The sequence below is a fragment of the Paenibacillus sp. MAH-35 genome, from assembly GCF_058135425.1.
The window spans coordinates 418,476-443,042 of record NZ_JBYUPU010000002.1 but is presented as its reverse complement, the minus strand read 5'-3'; the positions used below and the strand labels follow the sequence as shown (position 1 = coordinate 443,042).

Sequence of the window (24,567 nt, the reverse complement as noted above, 5' to 3'; positions counted from 1 at the left end):
TTGTTTGAGATTCCTTTTTGGGCCGATTACACGCCAAAGTGACTGTAAAAATAAGTTATTAATGTTCTTTGTTTACTAATAAATGAAAACTTAACGTTCTATGTTACTGTTTTTGCAACGCTAGTGCGATTAGGACCTCTTATTTTTCACTTATTAGGTTCTTACTTGGAGATAGAAGCGGTTTTCACCCCTTATTTCAGCGAACTTGTCGGGAAAACGGCTCTATCGGCGGAAATAAAGGATGCAAACCGCTCTTATTTTCATCGTGAGCCTGAAAATCGAGCGGATGAGGGGTACAAACCACCTTTATCTGGTTCCGTACGTCTGGTCGCCTGTCTGGCCTCCCCGTCTTTCCCGATACAGCTGGTCGCGCCTGACTGACCTCTCGCGTCTGTCCCACACATCGGTTCGCACCGACTCCCCTCCTGCCTCTCATCTGTCCTCGCCCGGCTGGTCGCGCCCGACTGCCTCCCGCAAATGAAGATTCGTACGCAAGCCGCTCCGCTTCCACTACAATGCCCTAATGCAAATGGTACGACTTAACGCGATCCGCCTACCTTGCTGAGCACCGGGCGCCTTACCCGGCAGACGCCGCTTGCTCGCGCCACAGCTCCCGGTACATCCCTGGCTGCGACAGCAGATCGGCATGGCGGCCTGCTTGCACGATCCGCCCATCGCACAGCACGATCACCTCGTCCGACCGCTGCGCGATATCGAGACGATGCGTAATGAAGATCAGGGTAGTCCCCTGCATCGTCCGGATCATCCGCTCCAGCAGCCGGCGTTCGGTGCCGGGATCGAGCGCGGAAGTCGCTTCATCGAGGATCAGGATCGCGGGCTTGCGAAGCAGCGCTCTCGCGATGCTGATCCGCTGCCGCTCTCCGCCGGACAGCTGCACCGCTTGCTCGCCAACCGGTGTCCGCAGCCCTTCGGGCAGGCGGGAGAGCCACTCCTCCAGCTCTGCGGTGCGGATAGCCTCCTGCAGAGCGGCCGCGCCGGTTTCTCCGCTACCATAGACGATATTGTCCGCGATCGTCCCGCTTCGAAGCATTATATCCTGCGTGACAACCAAGATATGACGTCTCAGCCAATCCGAATCCAGTGAAGCGAGAGATAGGCCGTTCAGCCGGATCTCCCCCGATTCCGGCGTTTGCAGCCGAAGCAGCAGATCCGCAAGCGTCGATTTGCCCGACCCCCGAGGACCGACGATCGACACGATGGAACCGGGCGCAGCGCGAAAGTTTATATCTTCAAGCGTCGGCTTGCCGTCATAGCGGAACGCAAGCCGCTTTACCTCCAGCTCAACAGGCCCTTGCGGCACAAGGCCCGGCGGTGCCTCCTCCGCTGTAAAGGCAATCTCCTTGACCCGTCCCACGGAAGGCCATATTTTCACGACAGCCATCACCATCTCGATCATCGAGATGCCGAACGGCCGCAGCCAATTATAGACCGCGATAAAAGCGATCAGCGCTCCGACAGTGATCTGACCGTGCAGCGCAAGCTGGCCGCCGGCCGCGTACATCAGAACGAGGATGCATGCGTTCAACGAGGCATGGAACATACGGATGCGGTGGTCGGCGAGAACCGTTCGCCGGGTATGTTCCCATTCCCGATCCAGACCCTTCTGCACGTCTGCCAGCGCCCGCTGTTCTAGCCCGGAAGCTTTGAGGAACGCGGCTCCGGATACGATTTCCCGCAGCTTATCGGAAACGAGCGACTGGTGGCGTGCCGTTTCCGCCGCTTTTCGCTTCACCTGCCGGCTTAGCACGGTCACCAGAATGGCTAGTCCCGCCCATAGCGTCAGCACGAGGGCCGCAAGGCCGGGGGCGATCCCGAATAAAATCGCCGACCCGGAAACGATGGTTACGATATGAAACAGCATGAAGCCCAGGTGTCCGTCCACGATATCCCCGATCGAACGGGTATCGTCCAGCAGGCGGGTCAGCAAATCGCCGGTCCGGTATCCGCGTATTCGGTCCATCGGTTGGTGAATAATGCCGTGAAACAAGTCCGCACGTCCGCGGGAGGCCAACCGGAGTATAAACCTTCCCCATACGACCTCCATAACGACCAGCAAACTTCCAACGATCGGTGCGGCTACCATCGCCGCAGTGACGATTAACAGCAGATTCCAATTGTGTTCAGGCAGCACACGCTCCAGCACGTATTTCGTTAGGAGCGGGGGGATCATATACAGCAGGCTGCCGATTACATTTTTCATCACGATCAGCAGCAGATTCCGCCAATAGGGCAGCAGGTGCTTCCTGGCATATGCCGCAGCGCCGGACATGTTACCGGACCACGGGGGCAAGCCTGTGCTCATGCCGGACACCTCCTTCAGCTTTGGCTTCGGCGGGCTTTGTCTCCGTGCTCCCATCCTCGCCGTCGCCCTGCTCCAGTTCTTCCCGCCACAGCCTGGCATACAGTCCTTGAAGGCGGAGAAGCTGTTCATGCGAGCCTTGCTCCACCAATTGTCCCCGATCCAGCACGAGTATCCGATCGGCAAGGGCCGCTCCCCGCAGCCGGTGTGTGACGCTGACCCTTGTAATGCCGGCGGCATGAATGTCGAGCGCCTGGTAGACGAGGGATTCGCTAATCGGGTCGAGCGAGGAGGTCGCTTCGTCCAGCAGCAGGATGTCGGGCTGCTTGATCATCGTGCGCACGAGACTCATCAGTTGCCGCTGACCGCCGGAGAGCCGTCCGCCGTTCTGGCCGATATCCGTATCGTAGCCGGCTTCAAGCCCTGCCACGATCGAGTCTGCGCCGAACGCCCGAATCCATCTGTCCAGCGTATCGTGATCCGTTTCGCCCAAGTAGGTTAAATTGTTGTACAGGCTATCCTTGAACCAGGTCCCTTCCTGCATGACGTAACCGATCCGGCTTCGCAGACAGGATGCGTCCAGCTCGCTGATCGCGAAGCCGCCGATGCGGATATGACCCGCTGCAGGCTCCTGCAGCCGTAGCAGCAGTCTCAGCAGCGTGCTTTTCCCGGCGCCGGTCGGCCCGACGATCGCGATATGTTCGCCGGGGGCGATCGTGAAGCTTACATTGCGCAGCAAATCGCCGCGGTCTGCCGTAACGGATACGCCCGAGAACGAGACCGGCAGGTGCCGGCAGCCGGAAAGCCGCAGCAAGCCGTCCTGCAAGCCGGGTTCCACAGGCAAGCGCAAATAGTCCAATAATCCATGAATCCGCACCTTGATATCGGTAAAGCTGACATATAATCCAAAAAATGAACGTACTGGAGCGTTAATCGCCGGAATATAGGCGATAATCGTGACGAGCTGGCCGACGGAAGCTTGTCCGTGGATCATCTGCCACCCGGCAAACAGGAAGATAAGAGCCGGCGCCAAGGAATCGGGAATACGCGGAAACATCCGGTACACGTTGTCGAGTATGCCTTCCTGGTATTTCAAATCCCCCCATCGCTCCTGTTCGGCCAAGACGGCTTCATGCTCCTTGCGCTCGGTTCCGTACAGTTTGATTTGCTTGACCGTCTCCAGTTTCTCCAGCAAGTTATGCCTGAGGCGGGCTTCGTGAATCACGAGTTGTTGTCTGGCGGCGCCTCGCTTCTTGCCATATACGTGAACCGGGATGAATAAAAGGAAGTAGGCGGCTAGCAACACAACCGCGAGCGGGCAGTTCCAACTGGCGATAACCCCCACCGCCACCCCGGCGAGTACGAGCTCCTGAACGAAGCCGGGCAAGGTGGACAGGCCGAATTGCTGAACGGCCTTCGTATCTTGGATGCAGCGCTGAAGAAGCTCGCCCCGCGGCGTACTTGTGAAAAAGCCGGATGATGCGCGCAGCACGGCAGCCAATGTTTCGCCGGTCAACTGGTAGGACAGCCGAATCATCGTTTTTGAAGAGACGTAAGCGCGCAGCGTAACGCTAAGCTCGGTCACCAGCAAGGTACCCAGCAGGAGGAGGGAAAGCATGGACGACCCTTCCCCGCCGTACAGAGTAATCCGGTCGATGAGCCGTCCGATCAGCAGTGGAGCCGCTGCTCCGCATACGGCCGCTGTCATCGTCAACAGCGTTACGAGCAGAAGCGCTGCTTTGGAACGGCCAAACTGTTTGACGAAGAAGCGCAGCCAATCCGGAATGTGAAACAAACGATCGATCACCTGCCCGAGAAGAAAGTGAACTAATCGTAGCACTGCAGATTTTGAAGGGTCAAACGGTAAAAACAAATGTTCGCGTTTTAAGATTGTCCGTGGGGAATGGGGACGGCGGCATTTTCTGAAAACGGGCGCTCCCGGTTGCTCCGAATAGCTCGAGTTTACTCAAAAAACGAGGATATAGCCGATTGCCTGATGGGGTGCGGATTTTGCCCCAGAACCAATCTCGAACATCATTTCCGTGTTCCGGTCGGCCGGAGTGCACTCTTTCTACAAGGCTTATTGTAAAGTATTCTAAAATATCCTATTGTTAGGATTGAACTATTTTCCCTGGGGGGTGCCTGATTTGTTATCCGACATCCGAAATGAGTTTGAGGACGATTATACGAATAATCATCTGCATGACCTTCCTTTTTTTATTAAATATTGTTGGACGGATATCCATTTCCAGATGAATTTCCACTCCCATTACGGGTACGAATTGTTTTTCCTGCACGAAGGTTCAGGCAACTATGTGAATGACGGCTACATTTATCCGTTCCAGGGCAATGATCTGATCATCATCGAGCCGCACCAGATCCATAAAGCTTCTCCGGATTTTGGAAAGCGCTTTACTCGCACGGTCGTGAACTTCCTGCCGGAGTTTCTGAACCCCGATTCCAAGCAATTGGTGGCGGATTTATTCGGCAAGGAATGCAAGCCCGAGTACAGACAGATCAGTCTCTGCCAGGAAAAACATGCTCCTATCTACGCCCTGCTCGAACAAATGCATACGGAGTACAAGTCCAGGCATACCCGATTTGATCAAATGTTAAGTATATTGTTAAACCGGCTGTTGCAAGAAATTCACCGGTTGTTCTTCAGCAATTCTCCCTCTGGCGGGAGGCCGCCCGATCGAGCCAACTCGGTCGTCAATCAAGTGATCCACTACTTAACGCACCATTACGCGGACGAGATTCCGCTGGAGGATTTAGCTAAGAAGTTCTATATTTCTCCCTACCATTTGTGCCGCATATTCAAGAAAACGACAGGGGAGACGATCAGTCGATTCATTTTGTACACCCGGATTCATCAGGCCAAACAAGAACTTATTTTTTCCGACAGCTCCATCTTGGAGATTGCGACTAGAGTAGGCTTTAACAGCTATTCTTATTTCGGTCTGGTGTTCAAACAGAACGAAGGGATGACCCCGAAGGAATACAGAAAAAAATTTAAGCAATCGAGGTACCTCTGATGGAAGGCGATGCCTGAAAATAAAGGGCGGAACCCGTCCGAACGACGAATTCCGCTGAAGGGAAACTATGGAGTTACTGTGCTTTTTTCTGCTCCAGATCTTTGTTGATCGCTTCTTCCGCTTCTCTCAAAGCGGTGTTGATATCTTTGTTGTTCAGAACGACTTCTTTGAACTTGCTTCGCACAATGTTGAAAGCGGCCGGGTCGTATTTCGTAATGGAAGGTCGCGCGACGGCGAACTTGTTTTTGATAATGGCGTCTTTGTTTTTGCCTTTCAACAAATCGTTCTCCAGGCCGTATTCCTTCTTGACCCGGTCCGTGCTCAGCACGCTAGGTCTTCCCAGCCTGGCTTCTGCTACCTGTACTTCTTCGGATAAAATATGGGCGATTGCCATAAAAGCCTGATCCTTGTGCTTGCTCGTCTCTGAAATTCCGAGAAAGGGAGCAAACATCTGGATCGTCCTTCCCGGCGCTTCTTGGAAGGAGGGCAGGGTGGCGACATCCCAATTAAGTCCGTTTTTCATCGCATCGGGCAAAGCGCCAAACATAAGCGTAGAAGCAAACATGGCTAAATTTTTGTCTTTGAGAAACAGGGTGCTTGCTCGTCCTCCGTAATCGGCCGGCTGCGGCGTCGCGCCGTCTATCGCATACACTTGCTTCAAGCCTTCGAACAACCTTTTCCACTTCTCCGTATTAACCGCGGCTTTCATCGTCACAGCATCCACAACGGGCAGAGACAACTGGTTATTCGGAATGAGGATATGTTCCGAGAAATCGAGCCCCCGGTATTGAATACCGCCGTCCACCCTCGTTACTTTTCGGGACAGCTCGATCGCTTCCTCCCAGGTCATTCCGTCCTTCGGGTAAGGGACGCCAAATTTGTCGAAGATGTCCTTATTGTAGTAAAGCACCGCTACATTGTGTCCGCGGGGAAGCGCCAATAACCTCGCATCTCCCGTGTACGCCCGCACCTCGTCCATCACCGCCGGGTCGATGCTGCTCAGATTGAAATCCAACTTTTTGACAAGCGGCCTCATATCATGGAGCACCTTCAGTTCGCTGTAGACCGGAATATCCCCGCTGCTGTCGCCCATAATAATGTCCGGTACGGTTCCGGCCGCGATCAGGTCCTCGATGTAGGAGCCTTTCTCCTTTTTGACCACCTTCATCGTAATAAAAGGATATTTGGTCTGGATCGGGTTGATAATAGCCGATTGCATCAGCTCATCACCCATGCTGCTGTTGAAAATAGTCAGTGTTACCGGTTCCGTACTTACGGCCGCTGCCGCCTCTTTCACTGGCTCTTCCTTGCCTCCGCCCGTATTCGAGTTTGTTCCGCCCGCACATCCCAGCACAGTCGCCAACGTCAGCATCACGACCGAGCCTTGCGCCACCCTTTTCGTTGCCTCTCTCACTTAAAACCCTCCTCTACGGTTTGTAGTCCGATTATACATAGGGAGAGTTCTTTCATTCTCTTTCGGTATTGATCCAAACTCTAATAATATTGCTGCTTTCCAGCCGGAACGTTTTATTTTAAACGAAATTTCCTCTATGTCCTTCAAGATGAATGTGCTAAAGTAAAGGTCAAATTGATGTACGGAAGGCGGGTGGGGGATATGAACGGCATGATCAAGTATATGGCGGAGGTCGTACGCACCATTAAATTTACACATGTGCTGAACGGGACGGGTCTGTCCTTTTTTGGATATACGGATCAGCACATCCTTCAGCCTGCAGGTCGAAGCCGTTAGGTCGAGATATCCCTGACGCTCTTCTCATCTGAAGCTATGGAGTGCTGCTCTATAGCTTTTTCATTTTCTTAGGAAAAGGATGAGAATGGTGGAACGGACAAAACTTGCGGCGAATATACCGTTATTTTACGTGTACTCTTTCTTGAATTCGTTTATATTGGACCGTGCGATCTGGATGCTCTTCCTCGTCTCTCAAGGCTTCTCGCTGACGGAAATTGCGCTGATCGAGTCGGCGTACCACTGCACGATTTTCCTGCTTGAAGTGCCGGCCGGTTATGTAGCGGATCGTTACGGCAAACGAGTCAGCTTGCTTATGGCCGAAGTGGCGGGGATCATGTCGTCGGGCCTGCTGCTTGCGGGTGGGCACGCATCCATACTTGTGGCAGGGTTTATCCTGGGCGGTCTGGTCGGCACGTTCCGGTCGGGAGCGACGAGCGCCTTGATCTACGAGACGTTGAAGCAGCTCGGCAAAGAAAAACATTTCAAACGGTACAACTCCCAGCTGTCTGCCGTCATGCTGGTCACTTTGGGGATTAGCGGCGTGGCGGGCGGCGCCTTGTCGGATATCGGATGGGCGTGGGTGTACGCCGGTAAAATCCTTTTAAGCGCATTAACCTTCGCGGTCGTGTACGTTTTGACCGAACCCCTGGATTCCGCCGAAGGTGCGGGAGAGGGAAAAGAAGCCTACTCGTTTATAAAGCAGCTTCGGCTGGCCTACGAGTTCGGGAGGACGAATTTGTCGTTCGCTTCCCTTTGCTTGTACGGGGCCGTCCTTTATTCCATGTCGTGGTCGGTCGCGTTCTACAGCCAGGTTGTCTTCCAGTCGGTCGGTCTGAGCAATCAGCGGATCGGGCTGGTCAACGGGCTGGAAACTTGGCTGTCTGCGGCGGTTGCCGCTGTAGCGTTTATAGGGGAACGCCGGCTTGGCCAAAGGGGGACGATTGTCGTTGCCGGTGTCGGCTTTATAATCTCGTTGTGCTTGTTCTCGATGTCCGGGGATGCGAAGTCGGCGGTTGCTTGCTTTTTCCTAATGGCAGTAGTGATCAGCTACCTGGAGCCTTTGATGGAGGCTTATCTGAATGAGCTGCTCCCTTCCCCGATCCGGGCGACGATGCTGTCGGTATTCAGCATGATGATCTCGGTCGGCATGATGATCACCTTTTCGGTTATCGGGTTTTTGGCGGATCGGACGAATGTGTCGACTGCGCTGCAAGAAGTATTGATCGTATGGGTACCGGTGTGCCTTGTTTGTATCGGTTGGGCGGTTAAACGGACGGGGAAGCGGAGCGGGAGTGAGTGAGGGTCCGGGTGCGGGACGGCGAGGCTGTCGTGATTGAAGGCGGCCTAGTAGCGCGGGTGAGCGAATAGTATGATTTTTACAATTACTCTTAGAAGATGAGGTGATCGTATCCGATGCTGTACCATTTTAGCGAAGACAGGGCGATCGAGCTGTTCATTCCGAGGGAGAAGCAGAACCGTCCCGGCTTCCCAGCCGTCGTCTGGGCGATTGACGAGGAACACGAGTTCAGCTATTACTTTCCCAGAAATTGCCCGAGGATCGTATGCCGCAGGTCGCCCCAGACCAGCCCGGGCAATGTGGAGCGTTTTTTCGGGAGCTCTCCGGCGGAGATCATTGTAACGGTAGAGAGCGACTGGTATGCGAGAATCCGGGACCAGACGATGTACCGGTATGCGTTTGAGGAGGAAGGATTCGAACTGATGGACCGGACGGCCGGGTATTACATTAACCCGCATACGGTGAAGCCGGTCGGCATGAAGCCGATGAATCATCTCATCGAAAAGCTGCTGGAGCGCGGGATCGAATTGAGATTTACGAGCAGCCTCGTTCCTTTGCGAGAAGCGATCCTGGCCTCGGATTTTGAAGGGTTCGGGATTCATCGGTTTCAGTATGCTAAACAATAACGGATCTGGAGTCTTAGATTCAGCCGCGCAGCGTTCTGGATGAGGTGACGGGAAGGCGCGGGCGTACGTTTTTGTTCGTCAGCCGGTATATCGCAAAGAAGTACACGGCGTCCAGCACGAAAATGAACACATACAAAACGCCGAGCAGCACCGATTGCGGATATAAGGAGAAAAACAGCAAAGAAGCCAGCGTCGTCCCCATCCATTTCAAGGCGGCGATTGGAACGGATTGCCCGCGTCTACCTTGATTGGCCAGCATCGCAAGAAAGAGGACGGACATCAGGAAATTAAGGCCGAATGCCGCATACTTTCCTTCCAAGTCGTCGAACTCCACCGTCACGGCCCAGACCAGAATGAAGGCTGCTCCTAACGACAGGCCGATTGCGGAGTAGCTTAGGGCGGGTTTCAAACGGCCGAATAGGTCGGACTGCGGACGGGCGTAGCGGATATACTGGAGCCAGATAATCAAGTCCAAAGCCAGCCAGATCCAGTTGAAAATCAGCTGCACGGGCGGATGCGGATATACGAAAGAAAACAAAAACTCCCACCCGAGATTGCCGCACAAAGCGGCGAAAGGAACACCGCACGTCCGGTCCCGGTACCCCCGATAGATGATGAACAGATAGGCGGCCGTCCAGCAGACGCCGCTCCCTACAAGCAGCAGCAGTTCCACAATCGGCGGCAGCAGATGCGCTTGATCCACAGTTCCGCCTCCTTTCCCTGGCGTTTCGAGAAGTTCCCTCCATTGTATGGGGACAAGACCGCGTTTATTCCAGCCTCTTGTCCTCCGCTATTCCAGAACATACAATTTAACTAAGAGCAGCACTTATGGCTGTATTTTAACTTTGCATCGGATCACTCATCTTGTCTGAAAGGGAGGTCGCTGCCGGAGTGAACAGGCTGACAAAGCCCATAATGCTGGTCCTTCTGACGTTATTGTTCAGCAATGCCTTGCTGTGGCTCCAGAAAGCCATGATTTTGAATCCGAACCCGTATACGAACGGATATACCATCAGTTATACAACGTTAATTGTGGCGTATGGTTTTGCGATCGAATGGATTGGGAATGAAAGAAAGTACATACGGGTCCGTAAAGGTTTACTGGGCTTATCTTTAGGGATGCTGGTATTTAATTATGTTCCTCTTCTGACGCTGCACAGTACGATAGGGGTGCCCGTGATCAGCATCTTTACGGAACCGATGACGTTCCCTGCCGGGAGAGTTATCGTAGGCATTGGGACCGGGATGGTGGCTGCCCGTTCCTTGTTAAGCAGCAGTCCGAGATCCGCTTGATCCTGGAACGGAACCGAACCGTCTATACCGGCTCTAAATGTCCATGTTTTTACTCCTTTTATGGTATAATGGGAGTAGAAAAGTCGTTAGCCGCGGGAGTTGAGACGATGACCGACCTTTTGGAGCCAACCGTAGATTTTGTATTCAAACAAGTCTTTGGAAGCGAAGATAATAAAGACGAGGTTTTGCTCAACTTCCTGAACGAAGTGCTGCGCGAAACCGAGCCCAAGCCGTTTGTCAGCCTGACGCTGCTAAATCCGCAAATGGACAAAGATGCGCTGACCGACAAGCAAGCGATACTGGATGTCCGTGCTCAAAATGAAGACGGCAAGCAAGTGAACTTGGAAATCCAAGTAACCAATAAATATGACATGCCGAAACGAAGTCTCTACTACTCGGCGAAAATGTATGAAGAGCAGCTTTCGGAAGGCCAAATGTACAAGGATTTGAAAAAGGTGATTTCGATTAATATTTTGACGTTTAATCAGGTACCGAATGAACGTTTTCATAATACGTATCACTTACGCGAAGATCATACCGGCGAGCTGCTGATCGATGATATCGAGATTCATTTCATGGAGCTGCCGAAGCTGGGCCTGAGAATTAACAAGATGGATGACCGGCTGGTCAAGTGGCTGATGTTCATCAACGGCGCGCCGAAAGACAGATGGGAGGAACTGGCAATGGATACACCGGGCTTAAAGAAGGCGATGACCACGCTCGAATTTTTGAGCCAGAACAAGGAAGCGCGAATGCTTTACGAGATGCGTAAAAAAGCGCTTCTCGACGAACGGTCCGCGCTGGATTATGCGGAGACGCGAGGCCGGGAGGAAGGCAAACTGGAAGGCAAACTGGAAGGCAAACTGGAAGGCAAACTGGAGATTGCGGCAAGTATGCTGAAGAAAGGTTTGTCGGTGACGCTTATTGCGGAAGTAACAGGCTTGTCCGCAGCGGAGATCGAGACGTTGAACGAGCGGATTCATTAGAATATACTCTTCCGATGAGCGGAAGGGAAGATCAGAGCGGGGGCTCTGGTCTTTTTTATAGCCTTGTATTAGAGACGCGAAGATCATACCGGCGAGCTGCTGATCGATGATATCGAGATTCATTTCATGGAGCTGCCGAAGCTGGGCCTGAGAACTAACAAGATGGATGACCGGCTGGTCAAATGGCTGATGTTCATCAACGGCGCGCCGAAAGACAGATGGGAGGAACTGGCAATGGATACACCGGGCTTAAAGAAGGCGATGACCACGCTCGAATTTTTGAGCCAGAACAAGGAAGCGCGAATGCTTTACGAGATGCGTAAAAAAGCGCTTCTCGACGAACGGTCCGCGCTGGATTATGCGGAGACGCGAGGCCGGGAGGAAGGCAAACTGGAAGGCAAACTGGAAGGCAAACTGGAGATTGCGGCAAGTATGCTGAAGAAAGGTTTGTCGGTGACGCTTATTGCGGAAGTAACAGGCTTGTCCGCAGCGGAGATCGAGACGTTGAACGAGCGGATTCATTAGAATATACTCTTCCGATGAGCGGAAGGGAAGATCAGAGCGGGGGCTCTGGTCTTTTTTTAATATGTTTAAATTCTTCACCGTACGAAAGCGGGTAAAGGGCCCTTACTTGTCGAGTCAGCTAGTGTTGCAAGTTGCTTATCGTTACTTCTCGTGGACGTTCGGCTCTCTGTCCTGCCTAGTTGGGAGGAGGGGGAACCAAATAGGAGCGGTTTGCAGCTTTTATTTGGTCCGAAAACCGGTTTGGGCGCGGAATAAGAGCGGTTTGAAGCTGTTAATATCCTTGAAAAAGGCGCAGACCCCTTCAGGTGGCGGAAATAAGGGGTGCAAATCGCCTCTTTTAGTCTCTTTCATCGCAAGACACTGAAAATAGAATGTGCCAAAGACGCTTATAGGGTTAGGTAGCTCGTATGCCTGTAGTCTCAGCGATCCCCAACCCGATCGGTTTGCAAGAAACGGGTTTACGGGCTTCATTCGGTGTCGGGTTGTTGCGAATTGAGATATTCTGAACCAAGAAAGCTGCCTCTTACGCAGAGTCATGCATCGTGGAAAGGCTTCGTTTAGTCGTTTAGAAGCTGTTCTTACAAGCCGATCGTCCTCTTATGCCCCTTATACGAGCCTGCGCCGGGGAAGCCGGAACGGGCGAGCTCCATGAACGTTGGTGAAAATCCGTATGCAGTCAGCTCGGATATCGGGACCATCCGCATATCGGTAATCGGAGTTGTCTCCAGCTCGTTAGTGGGCATTCGCAGCTCCCCTTCTGCCTCACGCAGCAGAAACGTAATGTGCACGATTGGCGGATCGGCTTCGGGCAAATCGCACAAATACAGCAGCTTGTCCACTTGAACCGACAGCCCCGTTTCTTCCGCCATTTCTCGAACGATGGCATGCTCCAGCGTTTCCCCGGCTTCGGCCTTTCCTCCCGGCAGCGACCAGTCGCGCGATCCGACCTGCTGCTTCACGAGCAGGATCTGTTCATCTTCCATCAGCACACCTGTCACGCGGACACGAAATCCATAACGGTCCATAGGTTCTCCTCCTTAAATTCAACTCCTGTTTGACACTACATCCTATCACAGGGGAGGACGGTGGGCAATGGGTCATGAGGTTGATAAAGCCCAGTCGGAATGTAGAAAGTGGAAAATAAGTATTGCTTTTAAGGGTAATTCGTATTACTATTCAAAGTAACAGAAGTGACTTCGTAAAGTAACAAAAGTTACTTCTTGAAGTAAGAGGAGGAGAGCGACATGATGGATGATTTGCAGCTGAACGTGCCGCTGCTGCGCCGCAGAGTACCGAACTTAACCGCCGCAGCCAAAGCGGTCGGGCTTCGTCCCGCTACCGTATCCAACTTGTGCACGGGCAAAATTCCGGTCGGACGCGCGGAGGTGCGAACCTTGGCCGTTCTGGCGGCGCTGGCGGGTTGTACGCTGGATGAGCTGATTATACGGGGCGCGGGTGCAGGCGTGCTGGAAACCGGGATCAAAGTGCTTGACTTGTTCGCTCCACTTGTGCGGGGGGGAACGATAGGCATCGTGTCCCGGCCGGGTATGGGGCAGTTGGTCATGTTGTCCGAATTGTTCCGCCGGTTTGGCAAGCAGCGCGGATACGCCACCGTATTTTGGCGGCCGAGCGATGACAGCAAAGGAATAAGCGACGTTATCGAGGAAGCGGAGGTTACCGGCGCTACGGCGGATGAAGTGTACGAGGCCGTCTCCACATTTCGGGAAAACCGCGACGTTATCCTGGGAGCGGACCGCTCGGTCGTATTGTCGGGCGAGCTGATGAAGCTGCGAGAACGGCTTCAAGAAGCGGGGGCAAGGCCGGTGACGATCATTTTGGTTGATGCCCGGGGGGATTCCGTAGATGAAGAGGCTCCTTATGGTCCGCTCGATACGCTGTGGAAATTCAATGCGGATATGGCGGCACGCCGGATGTTCCCGGCCGTCGACCCGATTTTCTCGACTTCGACCGTGATGGAGGGAGCGCAGCTTGAGGCTGTACATCTGACGATCCAGCAGCGGGCTCGGAAAATGCTTCGCCGGTACCGGGAGCTGCGCTCTTTGGTCGCGGCATGGGGGGCGGAGAAGCTGCCTGAGGTGGAGCTGGCGACATACCGGCGCGGGGAGCGGCTGGAGACGTTTTTGTCGCAGCCGTTTTATGTGGCAGAGCCCGTTACCAACCGGAGCGGCGAGTGGACTTCGCTGCCGGATACGCTCGACAGTGTCCGGCGCATCCTGGATGGAGAGGCGGATGAGCTGGAGCTTCAGAGCCTAGCTTACATCGGACGGCTGATGCCGGACCCCGGGGTGTCTTCCCGATAGGGTGAACAAACGGATGTTTTGTTTCGGTTAAGCGGTCCTGATAAGGCTGCCGGCAAGAAAGCCGGCAGCCAGAATACGTGCGGATGCGCTGAACAGTTGGCGGTGCCAGCCGGCAACCTGTACCCGTTCAACTCTGATATCCCCTCTCGTAAACGGCATTAAAGGCGTACACGCCGTGCTTCCCCACGGAGCGATCCGATAAACCCGCAGAGGCGGCATGTTAATCCGTGCCGGCATTCCCCGAGCTTTCAGGATAGCGCTTACTCGCCGCCGCTGCCATGCGGTATTGCTGAGGGGTGAGCAGATAACGTTTTTTGAAGCACCGGCAAAAATAAGCCGGGTTCGGAAAGCCTGACTGTTTGCCCGCCTGATCGATCGAGATGGATGTATGGGCAAGCAGCAAGCAAGCCTCGTCCAGTCTTCTGCGCGTTATATATTCGGTGATCGTTACGCCTGCGAAGCTTCGAAACAGATTGGACAAATAGCTGCCGGACAGATGGATGTCGGCGGATAATTTCTCCAGCGAGTAGTGTTCCTTGTAATGCTGCTCGATCCATGCCTTAATTTTCTCCATATGGTGCGATTGACGATTCTGAGCCTTGCAGTCTTCCCCGGGAGGGTGGCGGCCGTCGAACAGACGCGTCTTTAGATAAGACATAAACTGGGTTCCATAAATCAGAAACTGCTCCTTCCTCTCCAGGGCGGGGACGATGGACAACGTATGATCGATCGAGCCGAGCAGGGCGGTAAACTCCCCGTCCTGTTCCGGGCTTAGCTGGACAACCTGCTCCCCCGCCCGCGATTTCTCCAGGTAGGCGACGAAGCTCTCGATAGAAGGATACATCCGGAGGTACGGATACAGCAGCGAAAGGTTAATTTTAAGGACGGAACGAAGCCGGGGACTTTCGAAACGGGTGAGATGAACCTGATACGGCTGGATGTAGACAAGCGTGCGCGGCTTCAGCAGAAACAGCCGGTCGTTCAGTATGATTCTTCCTTCGCCTTCGTGAATGTACAGAAACTCCATGCCTTCATGCGCGTGGTAATATTCGTCCGGACAGCGCCGCATCCACGTTTTGTAGGAGAAAAAGTATAAATTATGATCGAATATCAGATGCGACTGTGTAAAATTGCGATTCATCTTATCATTTCGCCCCTTTGCACAAAGAATCATCTTCCTCTTCATTATAGATTAGGAATATTTTTACTGCAAACGTTTTCATAATCAGAACAATACAGTGCAACTATCCCGTAACCTCGGTCAACCGACGGCGTGATATGATGATTCCGAATTGGTAGTTACCCAAAGGGGGAGAATCATGTGTCCAAAAAGCTGCTGTCCGTATTGCCGCTTGGCGCGATGCTGCTGGCGTCCGCTTGCGGAGCGAAAGACGGAAGTTTGCCGGCAAATAGCGACGTTCCCGCAGTGAGTCAAAAGGAACCTGTGACGCTTTCCGTCTTTTTCCCTTATCCGGCGGATTGGCCCGAAGAAGATTTTATGAGCACCTTCGGCCAGCCCATCATGAAGAAGTTCCCGCATGTCACGATCAAGTATATCGCCGGGGGCAAAATTCCGGAGCTGCTGGCTGCCGGGGAAACGATTGACATTATTTACGCCTCGATCGGCGCCACCCCTCCCTTTCTGCTCGAAAACAAGCTGGAATACGACATCAGTCCCCAGATCAAGAAGTACGGCTATAATCTGAATCATCTGGAACCGACGATGATCGATACGGCGAGGCAGCTGGCCGGAGGCGGCATCTACGGCTTGCCGGTGTACGTCCCTCCCTCGACGATTTACTACAATAAAGACCTCTTCGATAAATTCGGTGTAGCGTACCCGAAGAGCGGCATCACCTGGGACGAATTGTTCGAGCTTAGCAAAAGCTTGACACGATCCGACGGAGGAGTCGACTATACCGGTTTTGCTTCCTCCTACGGCCATCTGGCCATGATGAACCAGATGTCGATCCCGCTGGTCCGTACGGACACGAAAAAATCCGCCTTCGATACCGATGACAGATGGAAAACGTTCTCCGAGAACTTGATCCGTTTCTACAAAATTCCGGGATATGCCCACATCAAATCCAACCAGATTTCCGAACCGCACGAGCGCAACCGCTTTTTCAAAGACCGTACGGCAGCGATGTTCCTGTCGATGACCGCTTTGCACAGCCCGAAGGAGCTGGGAGATCTGAACTGGAACCTGGCCCCGTTCCCCGTGTTCAAGGAAAAGCCCGATACAGGGCCGCAAGCGTACCCCACCTACTTCTATGTGACCTCGATGAGCAAGTCCAAAGACCAGGCGTTTGAAGTCATCGCCTTCCTGACGACCGAGGAATACCAATCCCAGCAGCTAAGAGACGGCAAATTTTTAACAACACTAAACAACAAGGCGTTGCGTCTGCAGTTCGGCCAGAACAATCCCATCTATGCGGGCAAAAACGTTCAAGCTTTTCAACCGGACAAATATGCGCCTGCAGGCTCCGTGAACAAATACAACGGAACGCACCAAGGGGAATACAACAACGTCATCCGGGACGCCGTTCATAACGGCAAGGACATCAATACCGCGCTCCGGGAAGCGGCGGAAAGAATCAACAAAAAAATCGAAGAGACGGAGGCCGCTGCCGCAACTAAGTGACCGCCGTGGACCCGCATTCTACGCAAAAAAGTTTCTGACCTGTATAGATCCGGCCGTATGATACGTTCTATAGGAGGAAGAACAACCTTATACGTGCAGGGAGGATGTCTGACATGCTTAGCCCGTTCATAAACCGCATCGGAAGCGTATTTGTCCCGGTCCAAGATATCGAGAAAGCGCGCGACTGGTATTGCCGCATACTGAACTTGCCGGTGGACGAGGCGCCGATCCACTTCGGTCACCTCTGTCCGCTTCCGATGGATGCCCCGGGACTTATTCTCGATACGATGCCAATGTGGGGCGGCAAGGAGCCCGGCGGCCCGCCGTCGTTTCAGACACCGGCCTTTACGCTGCTGACTGACGATATTGAGGCTGCCTACGGATATATGCACGACCAGGGCGCGGAACGGGTCACCGAGATCATGGATGGCCGCTGGTTCGCTTTCCGCGACCCGGACGGCAACCTGCTGATGGCCTGCAAACGATAAACCGGTTAGCCATTCGGCCGTATGTATTGGAAAAGTTAGCAGAGGGCGGTGTCCCCAAAACGACTCGCATAACATGGAGCCTCCCGATATCCAAACGAAAGGACCTCACTTTCCACTGTACGTGGAGGCGGAGGTCCTTTTTCTCAAGGGAAACCGGCTCTGAACAGGACCCGCCAAAACGCAAAATGACTTCGGAAACAGCCCCCTTCTGTTTTTCGCCTGGAATCGCATCCGTCACCGAAACGATAATCATATTTCATTTCATTGTTGCATAAATATACACTATCATGTATTATTATTTGTGAGGTGAACGGTTATGAAAATAGCTTTCGACAACATGCTTCCCGATCAGGGGAAAGTGGCTGCTCTTATACAAGCTTGCGGACTTGAACAAACATGGGATGCGGGACGGTTCTTCGATACGACCCCGGACCTGTGCCGCTTCGTGTCGGCCTACGACTCCGAAGAACTCGTCGGCATCGGACGAATGGTGCATGACGCGGATGACGGCGGCAACAGCAGGCTCGATATTGTCGTTCTGCCCGATTATCGCAGACGCGACATCGTCGATACGATTTTTAAGCTGCTGAAAACCCGCAGGTCTATGTCGCCAGACAGGTATAGCCGCTTCGTTTCAGGATAGATCCGCCTGCACGGGACCATACGGGCTCCCGTGTTTTTTGCTTTGCTTCGCAGGCGAATTGTTGTATAGTTGTTTTAACGCGAAAGCGGAAAGCCGTTTTCTGCGCAGCAGCAATACCGGCCAGATCAACAGGCAGCCGGATCTACCGCACATCCGCAAATGATGGGGACCCGCAAAAGTTCCGGACTCCGCTTAGGAGCACCTTTACTTTGCCGGGGGTTCGTAGCGGTCGCTCATCCTTGGAAGTACGTCGAAAGACGTTTTTCTTCATTTATAGGATGATTTGCCAATTCGTACAGGAGGTACACTCGGAGATGGATGAACTAAAGCTGAAAGTGCTTGAACTGCTGAAGGAGGACGCGCGTCGTACCCCGGACCTCGTAGCCACAATGCTCGGTGTCGATGTCGAAGAGGTTCAGCGAGCGATTAAGGAGATGGAAGCCGAGCATATTATCGTCAAATACGCTACCGTCGTGAATTGGAGCAAGGTCGACGACGAGAAAGTAACAGCGCTGATCGAGGTGCAAATTACCCCCGAGCGCGGCCGCGGATTTGACGCAATTGCCGAACGCATCTATCTCCACCCCGAAGTGAAATCCGTCTATCTGATGTCGGGCGCGTACGACCTGCTCGTTGAGGTTGAAGGGAAAAATTTGAAGGAAGTGGCGTCGTTCGTTTCCTCCAAATTGTCGCCGATCGAAAGCGTCCTTTCCACGAAAACTCATTTTATACTTAAAAAATATAAGCAGGACGGCATCATCTTCGAGGAGCATGTCGAAGATTACCGGCTGCACATTTCCCCATAAATTCCATAAAGGAAGAGTCCAATGATTAAACAAGAGCAATCCACCATAGAGAAGTACCGGGAATCCGGTTCGGTAAAACGGTTTTTGAATCCGCTGGTCGACGATATGCCGCCTTCGGGCATCCGGAAATATTTCGATCTGGCCAGCGGCAACAAAGAGATTATCTCGCTTGGCGTAGGCGAGCCCGACTTCGTCACCCCTTGGCATGTCAGGGAAGCGGCTGTCGCTTCGCTCGAGAGAGGGCGCACGACGTATACGCCCAATGCCGGCCTGCTGGAGCTGAGAGAAGCGATCGCCGAATATTTGCATACCCAGTTTGCCGTCACTTACGAGCCCAGGAACGAAGTGATGGTGACGATCGGCGGCAGCGAAGCGATCGACCTGGCTCTTCGCTCGTTTATTTGTCCCGGCGACGAGGTGCTTGTACCGGAACCTTGCTACATTCCGTATGCGCCGATTACCGCGATATCGGGCGGAGTCCCGGTCGGAATCGAGACGTTCGCCAAGGACAACTTCAGGCTGACGCCGGAAGCGCTGAAGGCCAAAATTACGCCGCGTTCCAAAGTACTTATTTTATGTTACCCGAGTAATCCGACGGGCGGCATTATGACCTATGAGGATCTGCTGCCGATCGCCAAAATTGTCGAGGAGCACGATCTTCTCGTCATCTCCGACGAAATCTACGCCGAGCTGACTTACGGCTCCAAGCATGTGTCCATCGCCTCGCTGCCCGGGATGAAGGACCGCACCATTCTCGTGAGCGGCTTCTCCAAAGCGTTTGCGATGACCGGCTGGAGGATGGGATACGCTTGCGGACACCAGGATCTGATCTCCGCCATGCTGAAAATTCACCAGTACACCGTGATGTGCGCACCGGTCATGGGTCAGATCGCCGCCTATGAAGCGCTTACCCGCGGCATGGAGGAGAAGGACCGGATGATGGAGTCGTACAATCAGCGGCGCCGCCTGGTCGTCAAAGGATTCCGCGACATCGGACTCGAATGCCATGAACCGCAAGGAGCGTTTTACGTATTTCCGTCGATTACTTCGACCGGACTCTCTTCGGACGAGTTCTGCGAGCGGCTGTTGCGGGAAGGCAAAGTGGCGACCGTAGCCGGGCATGTGTTCGGACTCGGCGGCGAAGGATTCATCCGCTGCTCGTATGCCACGTCCGTCTCTCAATTGCAGGAAGCGATCCATCGGATCGACGGTTTTCTTCGCAAATTAAACGGTTGATGCGTAAGCGGGTACAGCGTCGGGCCAAGCTTGCGTTCCGATGCGGCTCTTACGGGTGCAAAGCCGAAGGCTAAGGTGCAGTCTGACTCCGACTTCCTGCTTAGTGTTGTTCTATTGTTAAAACATTACACTTTCCCTCTTCATTTGGTATAATGGAAATATCTCGCATTCAGCAGGTGACAGGGAGGGTTAGCTGTGATAGCTGCGGACATCGGAACAGACGGGGCGTCGCAGGACGCTCGTGTCATCATCGAGAAGTATCAACCGGCGCGGCGGGCAATCCGAGAAAGACGCAAGTCCCCGTCACAGGCTGCGTCTGCCGCGATTGCGCTGGAAGCCGAAATTACGAGCTTGCGCAGAAGGATGGAGGATGCTTTCGTACGCTGCGAAAGCTTAACCTCCGACGATGTGATGACCGTAAGCCGGATTTTGGACGATAAAATCAACGACTATATGAGAATGATGCAGAAGAACTAGGGAAACCTGGTTCTTTTTTTGTTCGGCGCTTCTAGATGCGGTAAGACTTGCGGAACTCCGACGGGCTAATGCCGTACGTCGCCGTAAAAACCCGGCTTAAGTAAAAGCCGTTCTGGTAGCCGCATTGGATCGCGATCTTCTCCAGCGTTTGCTCGGTTTCGATCAGCAGGCTGCGCGCCCGTTTCATCCGAAGTGCGGTCAGATACGCGATCGGCGACTGGCCGACGGCGGCCTGAAACCGGCGGGAGAATTGAGACTGGCTCAGGCACGCGTGGTCCGCAAGCTCCTTCAGCGAGATCGGCTCGTAAGCGTGATTCTGGATGTACAGGGCGGCCGTCCGAATCGCCAGGTCTTTCGTGTAACGAAGGGACTGCTCATCCTGCCGCTCCGCTGCGTACAGAAACAACATGTCGGTGACCAGATGCTGCCTGTAGGCGAAATTGTCGCGCGTTTCTTTATTGGACATCTCCCGTACACAGTCGAAAGTAGAGGAATATCGGTTAATGCGGTGAAACGATATTTTGCCGTAAGGAAGCTGAGGTCCGGGCTCCATCGGTTGTCCGGCCGCATTTCTCCAGCTGAATTCGGCGAACAGAAACGACAGCGGTTTGTCCGACTTGCGGTGCAGCTTTACATTCGGAGGGCACAAGAGGACATCCCCGAACTTAGCCATCCCCGCCTCGTCCCCGATCCGGTAATGGAAGCTTCCTTCGTCCGCGGCCAAAATCACCCAGTGCTCATAAATATCCTCCGGCATCAAAAAGGGACGCTTGGTCAAGCTGTAGTACCAGCGGACCAGCTCCACCTGAAACGACTGCTCCATCTCCGCTTGCCTCCCTTCCGCACAAAAAAGGATATGAAAGATAAGAAGTTGATGCATGTAAAACAGGAAACCTATCCTTTATTATGATATCAAGAAATGCGAAAATAAGATATGTAAAGGGAGTGCGGAAGATGAGAATGGAGAGCTTTCTTACGTATGAGCAGTTGAACGATTATCGCGAGAACGGGTATCTGGTGCTCCGGTCGGTTTTCTCCGAAAAGGAGACGGCGGTTTGGCGTCAGGAGTGCGAGCGGCTGATCAGTCTGGACGACTACATCTACCCGGACAACCTGCGGGTTGGTTACCGGAAAATGCCGGACGGCACGTCTGTTATCGAGAAATACGATCCGGTGCACGATCTGTCTCCCGTGTTTGGCGATCTGGCGCAGGACGAGAGAATTTTGTCGCCGCTGCGGGACCTGTATCTGGATGAGCCGCTGCTGTTTAAAGATAAGCTGATTTTCAAGCTGCCCGGCGTAGCGGGTTATACGATGCATCAGGATGCCGCGTGGTGGCAAGGTTTTCCGATGGAGGGGCTGATCTCCGTTATGGTGGCGATCGACGGAGCGACGGAAGAGAACGGCGGACTCGAGCTGTTTCCCGGCTATCATGACCGGCTCCGTTCGACTCCGGGCGTGCTGCGCAATATGAATCAGGAAGAAATTGCCGAGATCGACCTGTCCAAAGGCCAAATCGTCGAGACGCATCCGGGCGATCTAATCCTGTTCCATTCGTTCACTCCGCACAGAAGCGGTCCGAATACGGCGAGCGTAAGCCGCCGCCAGCTGTATTTAACGTACTCGCCCTCGAAAAACGGGCAGCTGTACAAAGCGCACTACCAGCACTTTTACCGGTATGCGACGGTCGGCCGGGACGAGAAAAGCCTCAAGAACGTCTATTTCAAATAAACGGATTTCGGTCCGCTCCAGACTTCCGGTTCGCCGGAGGAAGGGGCGGATTTTTTGTCGCAGACGAAGCTTGATGAAGACGTGGCCCCGGCCGGACGGCAGCCGTCCTCCAACTTTCGTTTAGCGGTTCCCCGTGCTATCATAGAACAAGAAGTTTTTTCAGAACGAGTGGAGGGGAAAGAGAGATGAAAGCGAAATTCCGGAGGGCGGGTCTGCTGGCTGCGGCTCTAATGATCGTGGCGGCGCTGATGACCGCATGCGGAGGGCCGAAGGCGGATATTTCCGTCTTTATGATGTTCCCGCAAAATTCGCCGTTTAACAAACAGGACGAGCTCAAAAATGCACTTCAGGCCAAGCTGGGGGAAACTCCGACCGTGACGTTCAGCGTCAGTCCGATCTTCGAGCCGCAGAAGATGATCGTGGAGCTCGCCGCGGGCGATCATGGCATTTTCGTTCTGCCCAAAGATCAATTCGACGCATTCAAACAGGAAGACGGGATGATCGATCTCGGCGATACGCTTAAGAAGGAAGATTTCCCTGAAGGCGTACACAACGGGACGCTGGTCGGCATTCCGCTGAAAGATACGAAACTGTTGAAGGATGCCGGCTACAAAGGCGAAGAAGTGGTCGCGTTCATCACCGTTCGCGTCAAGGACAAGGAAGTGAAAGCGAAGCAGGTTTTGAAAGCGATGGCGGAGAAATAGACGGGACGCGTTGGATGAACCTGGGGGGGAAGGGCTGTCCCGACAGTGTTCGCTTGATATAGCAACATTCTCATTTCCGAACGAGAGGACCTCAATTTCCACACTAAAGTGGAAGCTGGGGTCTTTTTTCTTAAGGAAAATCGATTCTAAGCGGGCTCAAGAAATCGCAAAATGACTTTTGGAACAGCCTCTTTTTGTGGTACCCGCTGATGCAGCGTCATTTTGTCAAAGGTGCGATGCTGGGTTCGTGGAAGGAGTAAGGGCCGGTTCCGGTGAAAGGTATGTAGGAGCAGTCGGCAGATCGGGTTTGTTCTCGGTGCTTCAAGGCTGGAGGACGAGCGTCCCGGAGAGATCGCGGTCTTCCTGCAAGGCGCCGCCGGCGATCTGAAGCCGCGCCATAGTGCGGAGGGCGGCCGCTTCAAGGTATGCTCGACCGCGGAGATGCAAGCCGCAGGCGACGAATTGGCGAGCGAGGTGCGCCGTCTCCTGACGGATGGGACGTTTGCCGGGATCGAAGGTCCGTTCTGTTCGGAGCTGGCCAGCATCGACTTGTCCGCAGGGGCTCCCGACGAGCGGAAGATGGCCCAGTTGCTCAGCGGGGAGGCGGGCGAATTTTATCGCCGCGCGGCGGAGCGGACGATCAAGGCGGAGCAAAGGGGCGTCGTGAAGACGAAGCTTCCGCTGTATGTGCAAACCTGGAAACTGTCGGATCGGGTTGTGCTCGCAGCGCTGGAAAGCGAAATCCCGACCGAATATTCGCTCATGCTGAAGCGCGGCTGCCCGGACCGGAAGCTGATCGTGCTCGGCTACTCCAACGGCGTTTATTCGTACATCCCGACCCGCCGCATTCTCAAGGAGGGCGGATACGAAGCGGATCACCCGTTCACGATCGGCTTCAAGAGCCGCTTTGTACCCGAGACGGAGGAGCTGATTTTGCAGGAAGTGAGCCGGCAGATGAATGCAGGAAGTACGGATCAGCGGCAGTGAGCGATAACAACTAGGCATGGATAGAGTTAAGCGCTTGGGCGACTGGGCGCCTTTTGCCGGTGCGCAGCTAGTCCTTGCGGCCCGGCTCTCAAGGCGAACCGGAATTCCGGAATCGACATATGGAGAGCACATTTTAGGGGGAATCAGGAGGGAGACTCGGCGGGTTCGGTTTTCATAACGAGGATCCGCATATTAGGGTCGTATGGGGGAGCGGAGAAAGGCTGACGGCACGCATGGCATTTGTACGAGATGTATTGTAAACCCGCCGGATATAGCCTATAATCGATCCGTAAGCAAGATGTCCGCAAACGTTTCGCCGCTGCGGAATGAATCGCTGTCAACAGGTGCCCGGAAGCCAGCATGCGACCGGGTTAAAAGGGAAGTCGGTGCAAGTCCGACACGGTCCCGCCACTGTGATATAGAAGCTTCCTCCACTAGGCCACTGTCTGACGCAGACGGGAAGGCGGAAGAAGCGGCGCTTGAGTATCGGGCGCATTCTATGAGTCAGGAGACCTGCCTGTTGCGTTTATGCACTGCTTCCTTCGAGGAAAAGGAGCCGGCAACATTCGGGAATTTCATGTATTCGTGCGGATGCGCGATTACCCGTGTTTGCTGCCCCCCTCCGGTCTAGGACGGGGGGTTTCTGTTGTGAGTCGGGTCGGAGGAATCGGGGGAACGTTCGTGCAAGGAGAGTAACT

23 protein-coding genes, 1 pseudogene and 1 riboswitch are annotated in these 24,567 nt (G+C 53.8%); of the genes and pseudogenes, 17 read left to right on the top strand and 7 right to left on the bottom strand.

Features of this window, described 5'->3' with window-relative positions; translation table 11 throughout:
- Positions 1 to 577: 577 nt before the first annotated feature.
- Both AC3Y2E_RS03585 and AC3Y2E_RS03580 read right to left on the bottom strand, forming a co-directional pair.
- Positions 578 to 2,323, bottom strand: a complete 1,746-nt coding sequence (locus tag AC3Y2E_RS03585; RefSeq protein WP_379207205.1) for an ABC transporter ATP-binding protein — start codon at positions 2,321 to 2,323, stop codon at positions 578 to 580.
- Positions 2,292 to 4,115: an ABC transporter ATP-binding protein gene (locus tag AC3Y2E_RS03580; RefSeq protein WP_379207202.1), complete on the bottom strand. Its 1,824-nt coding sequence runs from the start codon at positions 4,113 to 4,115 to the stop codon at positions 2,292 to 2,294. The genes AC3Y2E_RS03585 and AC3Y2E_RS03580 overlap by 32 nt, the downstream gene beginning before the upstream one ends.
- Before the next feature lie 352 nt (positions 4,116 to 4,467).
- Here AC3Y2E_RS03580 and AC3Y2E_RS03575 point away from each other — a divergent pair, with 352 nt between their 5' ends.
- Positions 4,468 to 5,355, top strand: coding sequence for an AraC family transcriptional regulator (locus tag AC3Y2E_RS03575; protein ID WP_379207200.1), 888 nt, complete (start codon positions 4,468 to 4,470; stop codon positions 5,353 to 5,355).
- 73 nt (positions 5,356 to 5,428) lie between these two features.
- Here AC3Y2E_RS03575 and AC3Y2E_RS03570 read toward each other — a convergent pair whose 3' ends face one another.
- Entirely contained in the window at positions 5,429 to 6,769 is a 1,341-nt protein-coding gene (locus AC3Y2E_RS03570) for an ABC transporter substrate-binding protein (RefSeq protein WP_379207198.1), read from the bottom strand.
- Positions 6,770 to 6,970: 201 nt separating this feature from the next.
- On the opposite strand from AC3Y2E_RS03570, the gene AC3Y2E_RS03565 reads away from it, so the two are divergent.
- The 3 genes from AC3Y2E_RS03565 (at position 6,971) to AC3Y2E_RS03555 (ending at position 9,028) form a co-directional block, all read left to right on the top strand.
- Complete coding sequence (locus AC3Y2E_RS03565) at positions 6,971 to 7,105, top strand: hypothetical protein (RefSeq protein WP_379207196.1); 135 nt, start codon at positions 6,971 to 6,973, stop codon at positions 7,103 to 7,105.
- Positions 7,106 to 7,190: 85 nt separating this feature from the next.
- Positions 7,191 to 8,405 (top strand): MFS transporter, encoded by a 1,215-nt coding sequence (locus tag AC3Y2E_RS03560; RefSeq protein ID WP_379207194.1) that lies wholly within the window; start codon positions 7,191 to 7,193, stop codon positions 8,403 to 8,405.
- A 113-nt stretch (positions 8,406 to 8,518) separates the two neighbouring features.
- The gene (locus AC3Y2E_RS03555; RefSeq protein ID WP_379207192.1) at positions 8,519 to 9,028 is read left to right on the top strand and encodes a DUF6886 family protein; all 510 of its coding nucleotides are present in this window, start codon (positions 8,519 to 8,521) and stop codon (positions 9,026 to 9,028) included.
- 19 nt (positions 9,029 to 9,047) lie between these two features.
- On the opposite strand, the gene AC3Y2E_RS03550 is transcribed toward AC3Y2E_RS03555, so the two are convergent.
- Positions 9,048 to 9,731, bottom strand: coding sequence for a transmembrane-type terpene cyclase (locus AC3Y2E_RS03550; RefSeq protein WP_379207189.1), 684 nt, complete (start codon positions 9,729 to 9,731; stop codon positions 9,048 to 9,050).
- Between the two features lie 188 nt (positions 9,732 to 9,919).
- Here AC3Y2E_RS03550 and AC3Y2E_RS03545 point away from each other — a divergent pair, with 188 nt between their 5' ends.
- The 3 genes and pseudogenes from AC3Y2E_RS03545 to AC3Y2E_RS03535 form a co-directional block, all read left to right on the top strand.
- Entirely contained in the window at positions 9,920 to 10,321 is a 402-nt protein-coding gene (locus AC3Y2E_RS03545) for a hypothetical protein (protein ID WP_379207187.1), read from the top strand.
- A 107-nt stretch (positions 10,322 to 10,428) separates the two neighbouring features.
- Positions 10,429 to 11,307 carry an Rpn family recombination-promoting nuclease/putative transposase gene (locus tag AC3Y2E_RS03540; protein WP_379207185.1) on the top strand — a complete coding sequence of 293 codons (879 nt, stop codon included), beginning with the start codon at positions 10,429 to 10,431 and terminating at the stop codon, positions 11,305 to 11,307.
- A gap of 90 nt (positions 11,308 to 11,397) precedes the next feature.
- A pseudogene (locus tag AC3Y2E_RS03535) lies at positions 11,398 to 11,832 on the top strand (Rpn family recombination-promoting nuclease/putative transposase); the annotation flags it as partial.
- 578 nt (positions 11,833 to 12,410) lie between these two features.
- Here the strand turns inward: AC3Y2E_RS03535 and AC3Y2E_RS03530 are convergent.
- On the bottom strand, positions 12,411 to 12,857 hold the full coding sequence (locus tag AC3Y2E_RS03530) for an NUDIX domain-containing protein (protein WP_379207182.1): 447 nt from the start codon (positions 12,855 to 12,857) through the stop codon (positions 12,411 to 12,413).
- Positions 12,858 to 13,076: 219 nt separating this feature from the next.
- On the opposite strand from AC3Y2E_RS03530, the gene AC3Y2E_RS03525 reads away from it, so the two are divergent.
- On the top strand, positions 13,077 to 14,153 hold the full coding sequence (locus tag AC3Y2E_RS03525) for an ATP synthase beta subunit C-terminal domain-containing protein (RefSeq protein ID WP_379207180.1): 1,077 nt from the start codon (positions 13,077 to 13,079) through the stop codon (positions 14,151 to 14,153).
- 220 nt (positions 14,154 to 14,373) lie between these two features.
- Here the strand turns inward: AC3Y2E_RS03525 and AC3Y2E_RS03520 are convergent, their stop codons facing one another.
- A complete protein-coding gene (locus AC3Y2E_RS03520) occupies positions 14,374 to 15,294 on the bottom strand; it encodes an AraC family transcriptional regulator (protein WP_379207178.1) in 921 nt (306 codons plus the stop codon).
- 180 nt (positions 15,295 to 15,474) lie between these two features.
- Between AC3Y2E_RS03520 and AC3Y2E_RS03515 the strand changes: the two genes are divergently transcribed.
- The 6 genes from AC3Y2E_RS03515 (at position 15,475) to AC3Y2E_RS03490 (ending at position 20,447) form a co-directional block, all read left to right on the top strand.
- Positions 15,475 to 16,797, top strand: coding sequence for an ABC transporter substrate-binding protein (locus AC3Y2E_RS03515; RefSeq protein WP_379207176.1), 1,323 nt, complete (start codon positions 15,475 to 15,477; stop codon positions 16,795 to 16,797).
- 113 nt (positions 16,798 to 16,910) lie between these two features.
- Complete coding sequence (locus AC3Y2E_RS03510) at positions 16,911 to 17,285, top strand: VOC family protein (RefSeq protein WP_379207173.1); 375 nt, start codon at positions 16,911 to 16,913, stop codon at positions 17,283 to 17,285.
- A 316-nt stretch (positions 17,286 to 17,601) separates the two neighbouring features.
- Complete coding sequence (locus AC3Y2E_RS03505; RefSeq protein ID WP_379207171.1) at positions 17,602 to 17,928, top strand: GNAT family N-acetyltransferase; 327 nt, start codon at positions 17,602 to 17,604, stop codon at positions 17,926 to 17,928.
- Between the two features lie 314 nt (positions 17,929 to 18,242).
- Positions 18,243 to 18,734 carry an Lrp/AsnC family transcriptional regulator gene (locus AC3Y2E_RS03500; protein ID WP_190929179.1) on the top strand — a complete coding sequence of 164 codons (492 nt, stop codon included), beginning with the start codon at positions 18,243 to 18,245 and terminating at the stop codon, positions 18,732 to 18,734.
- 21 nt (positions 18,735 to 18,755) lie between these two features.
- Entirely contained in the window at positions 18,756 to 19,970 is a 1,215-nt protein-coding gene (locus AC3Y2E_RS03495) for an aminotransferase class I/II-fold pyridoxal phosphate-dependent enzyme (RefSeq protein ID WP_332071253.1), read from the top strand.
- A 195-nt stretch (positions 19,971 to 20,165) separates the two neighbouring features.
- Positions 20,166 to 20,447, top strand: a complete 282-nt coding sequence (locus tag AC3Y2E_RS03490) for a Spo0E family sporulation regulatory protein-aspartic acid phosphatase (protein ID WP_317891219.1) — start codon at positions 20,166 to 20,168, stop codon at positions 20,445 to 20,447.
- 31 nt (positions 20,448 to 20,478) lie between these two features.
- Here AC3Y2E_RS03490 and AC3Y2E_RS03485 read toward each other — a convergent pair whose 3' ends face one another.
- Positions 20,479 to 21,270 (bottom strand): AraC family transcriptional regulator, encoded by a 792-nt coding sequence (locus tag AC3Y2E_RS03485; RefSeq protein WP_379207167.1) that lies wholly within the window; start codon positions 21,268 to 21,270, stop codon positions 20,479 to 20,481.
- Between the two features lie 131 nt (positions 21,271 to 21,401).
- On the opposite strand from AC3Y2E_RS03485, the gene AC3Y2E_RS03480 reads away from it, so the two are divergent.
- The 3 genes from AC3Y2E_RS03480 to AC3Y2E_RS03470 all read left to right on the top strand — a co-directional run bounded on the left by AC3Y2E_RS03480 (position 21,402) and on the right by AC3Y2E_RS03470 (position 23,869).
- Positions 21,402 to 22,178, top strand: coding sequence for a phytanoyl-CoA dioxygenase family protein (locus AC3Y2E_RS03480; protein ID WP_379207165.1), 777 nt, complete (start codon positions 21,402 to 21,404; stop codon positions 22,176 to 22,178).
- A gap of 185 nt (positions 22,179 to 22,363) precedes the next feature.
- Positions 22,364 to 22,882, top strand: a complete 519-nt coding sequence (locus tag AC3Y2E_RS03475; protein WP_379207163.1) for a hypothetical protein — start codon at positions 22,364 to 22,366, stop codon at positions 22,880 to 22,882.
- A 441-nt stretch (positions 22,883 to 23,323) separates the two neighbouring features.
- Positions 23,324 to 23,869 (top strand): hypothetical protein, encoded by a 546-nt coding sequence (locus AC3Y2E_RS03470; protein WP_379207161.1) that lies wholly within the window; start codon positions 23,324 to 23,326, stop codon positions 23,867 to 23,869.
- Between the two features lie 325 nt (positions 23,870 to 24,194).
- Positions 24,195 to 24,404: riboswitch (cobalamin riboswitch) on the top strand.
- Positions 24,405 to 24,567 lie beyond the last annotated feature (163 nt).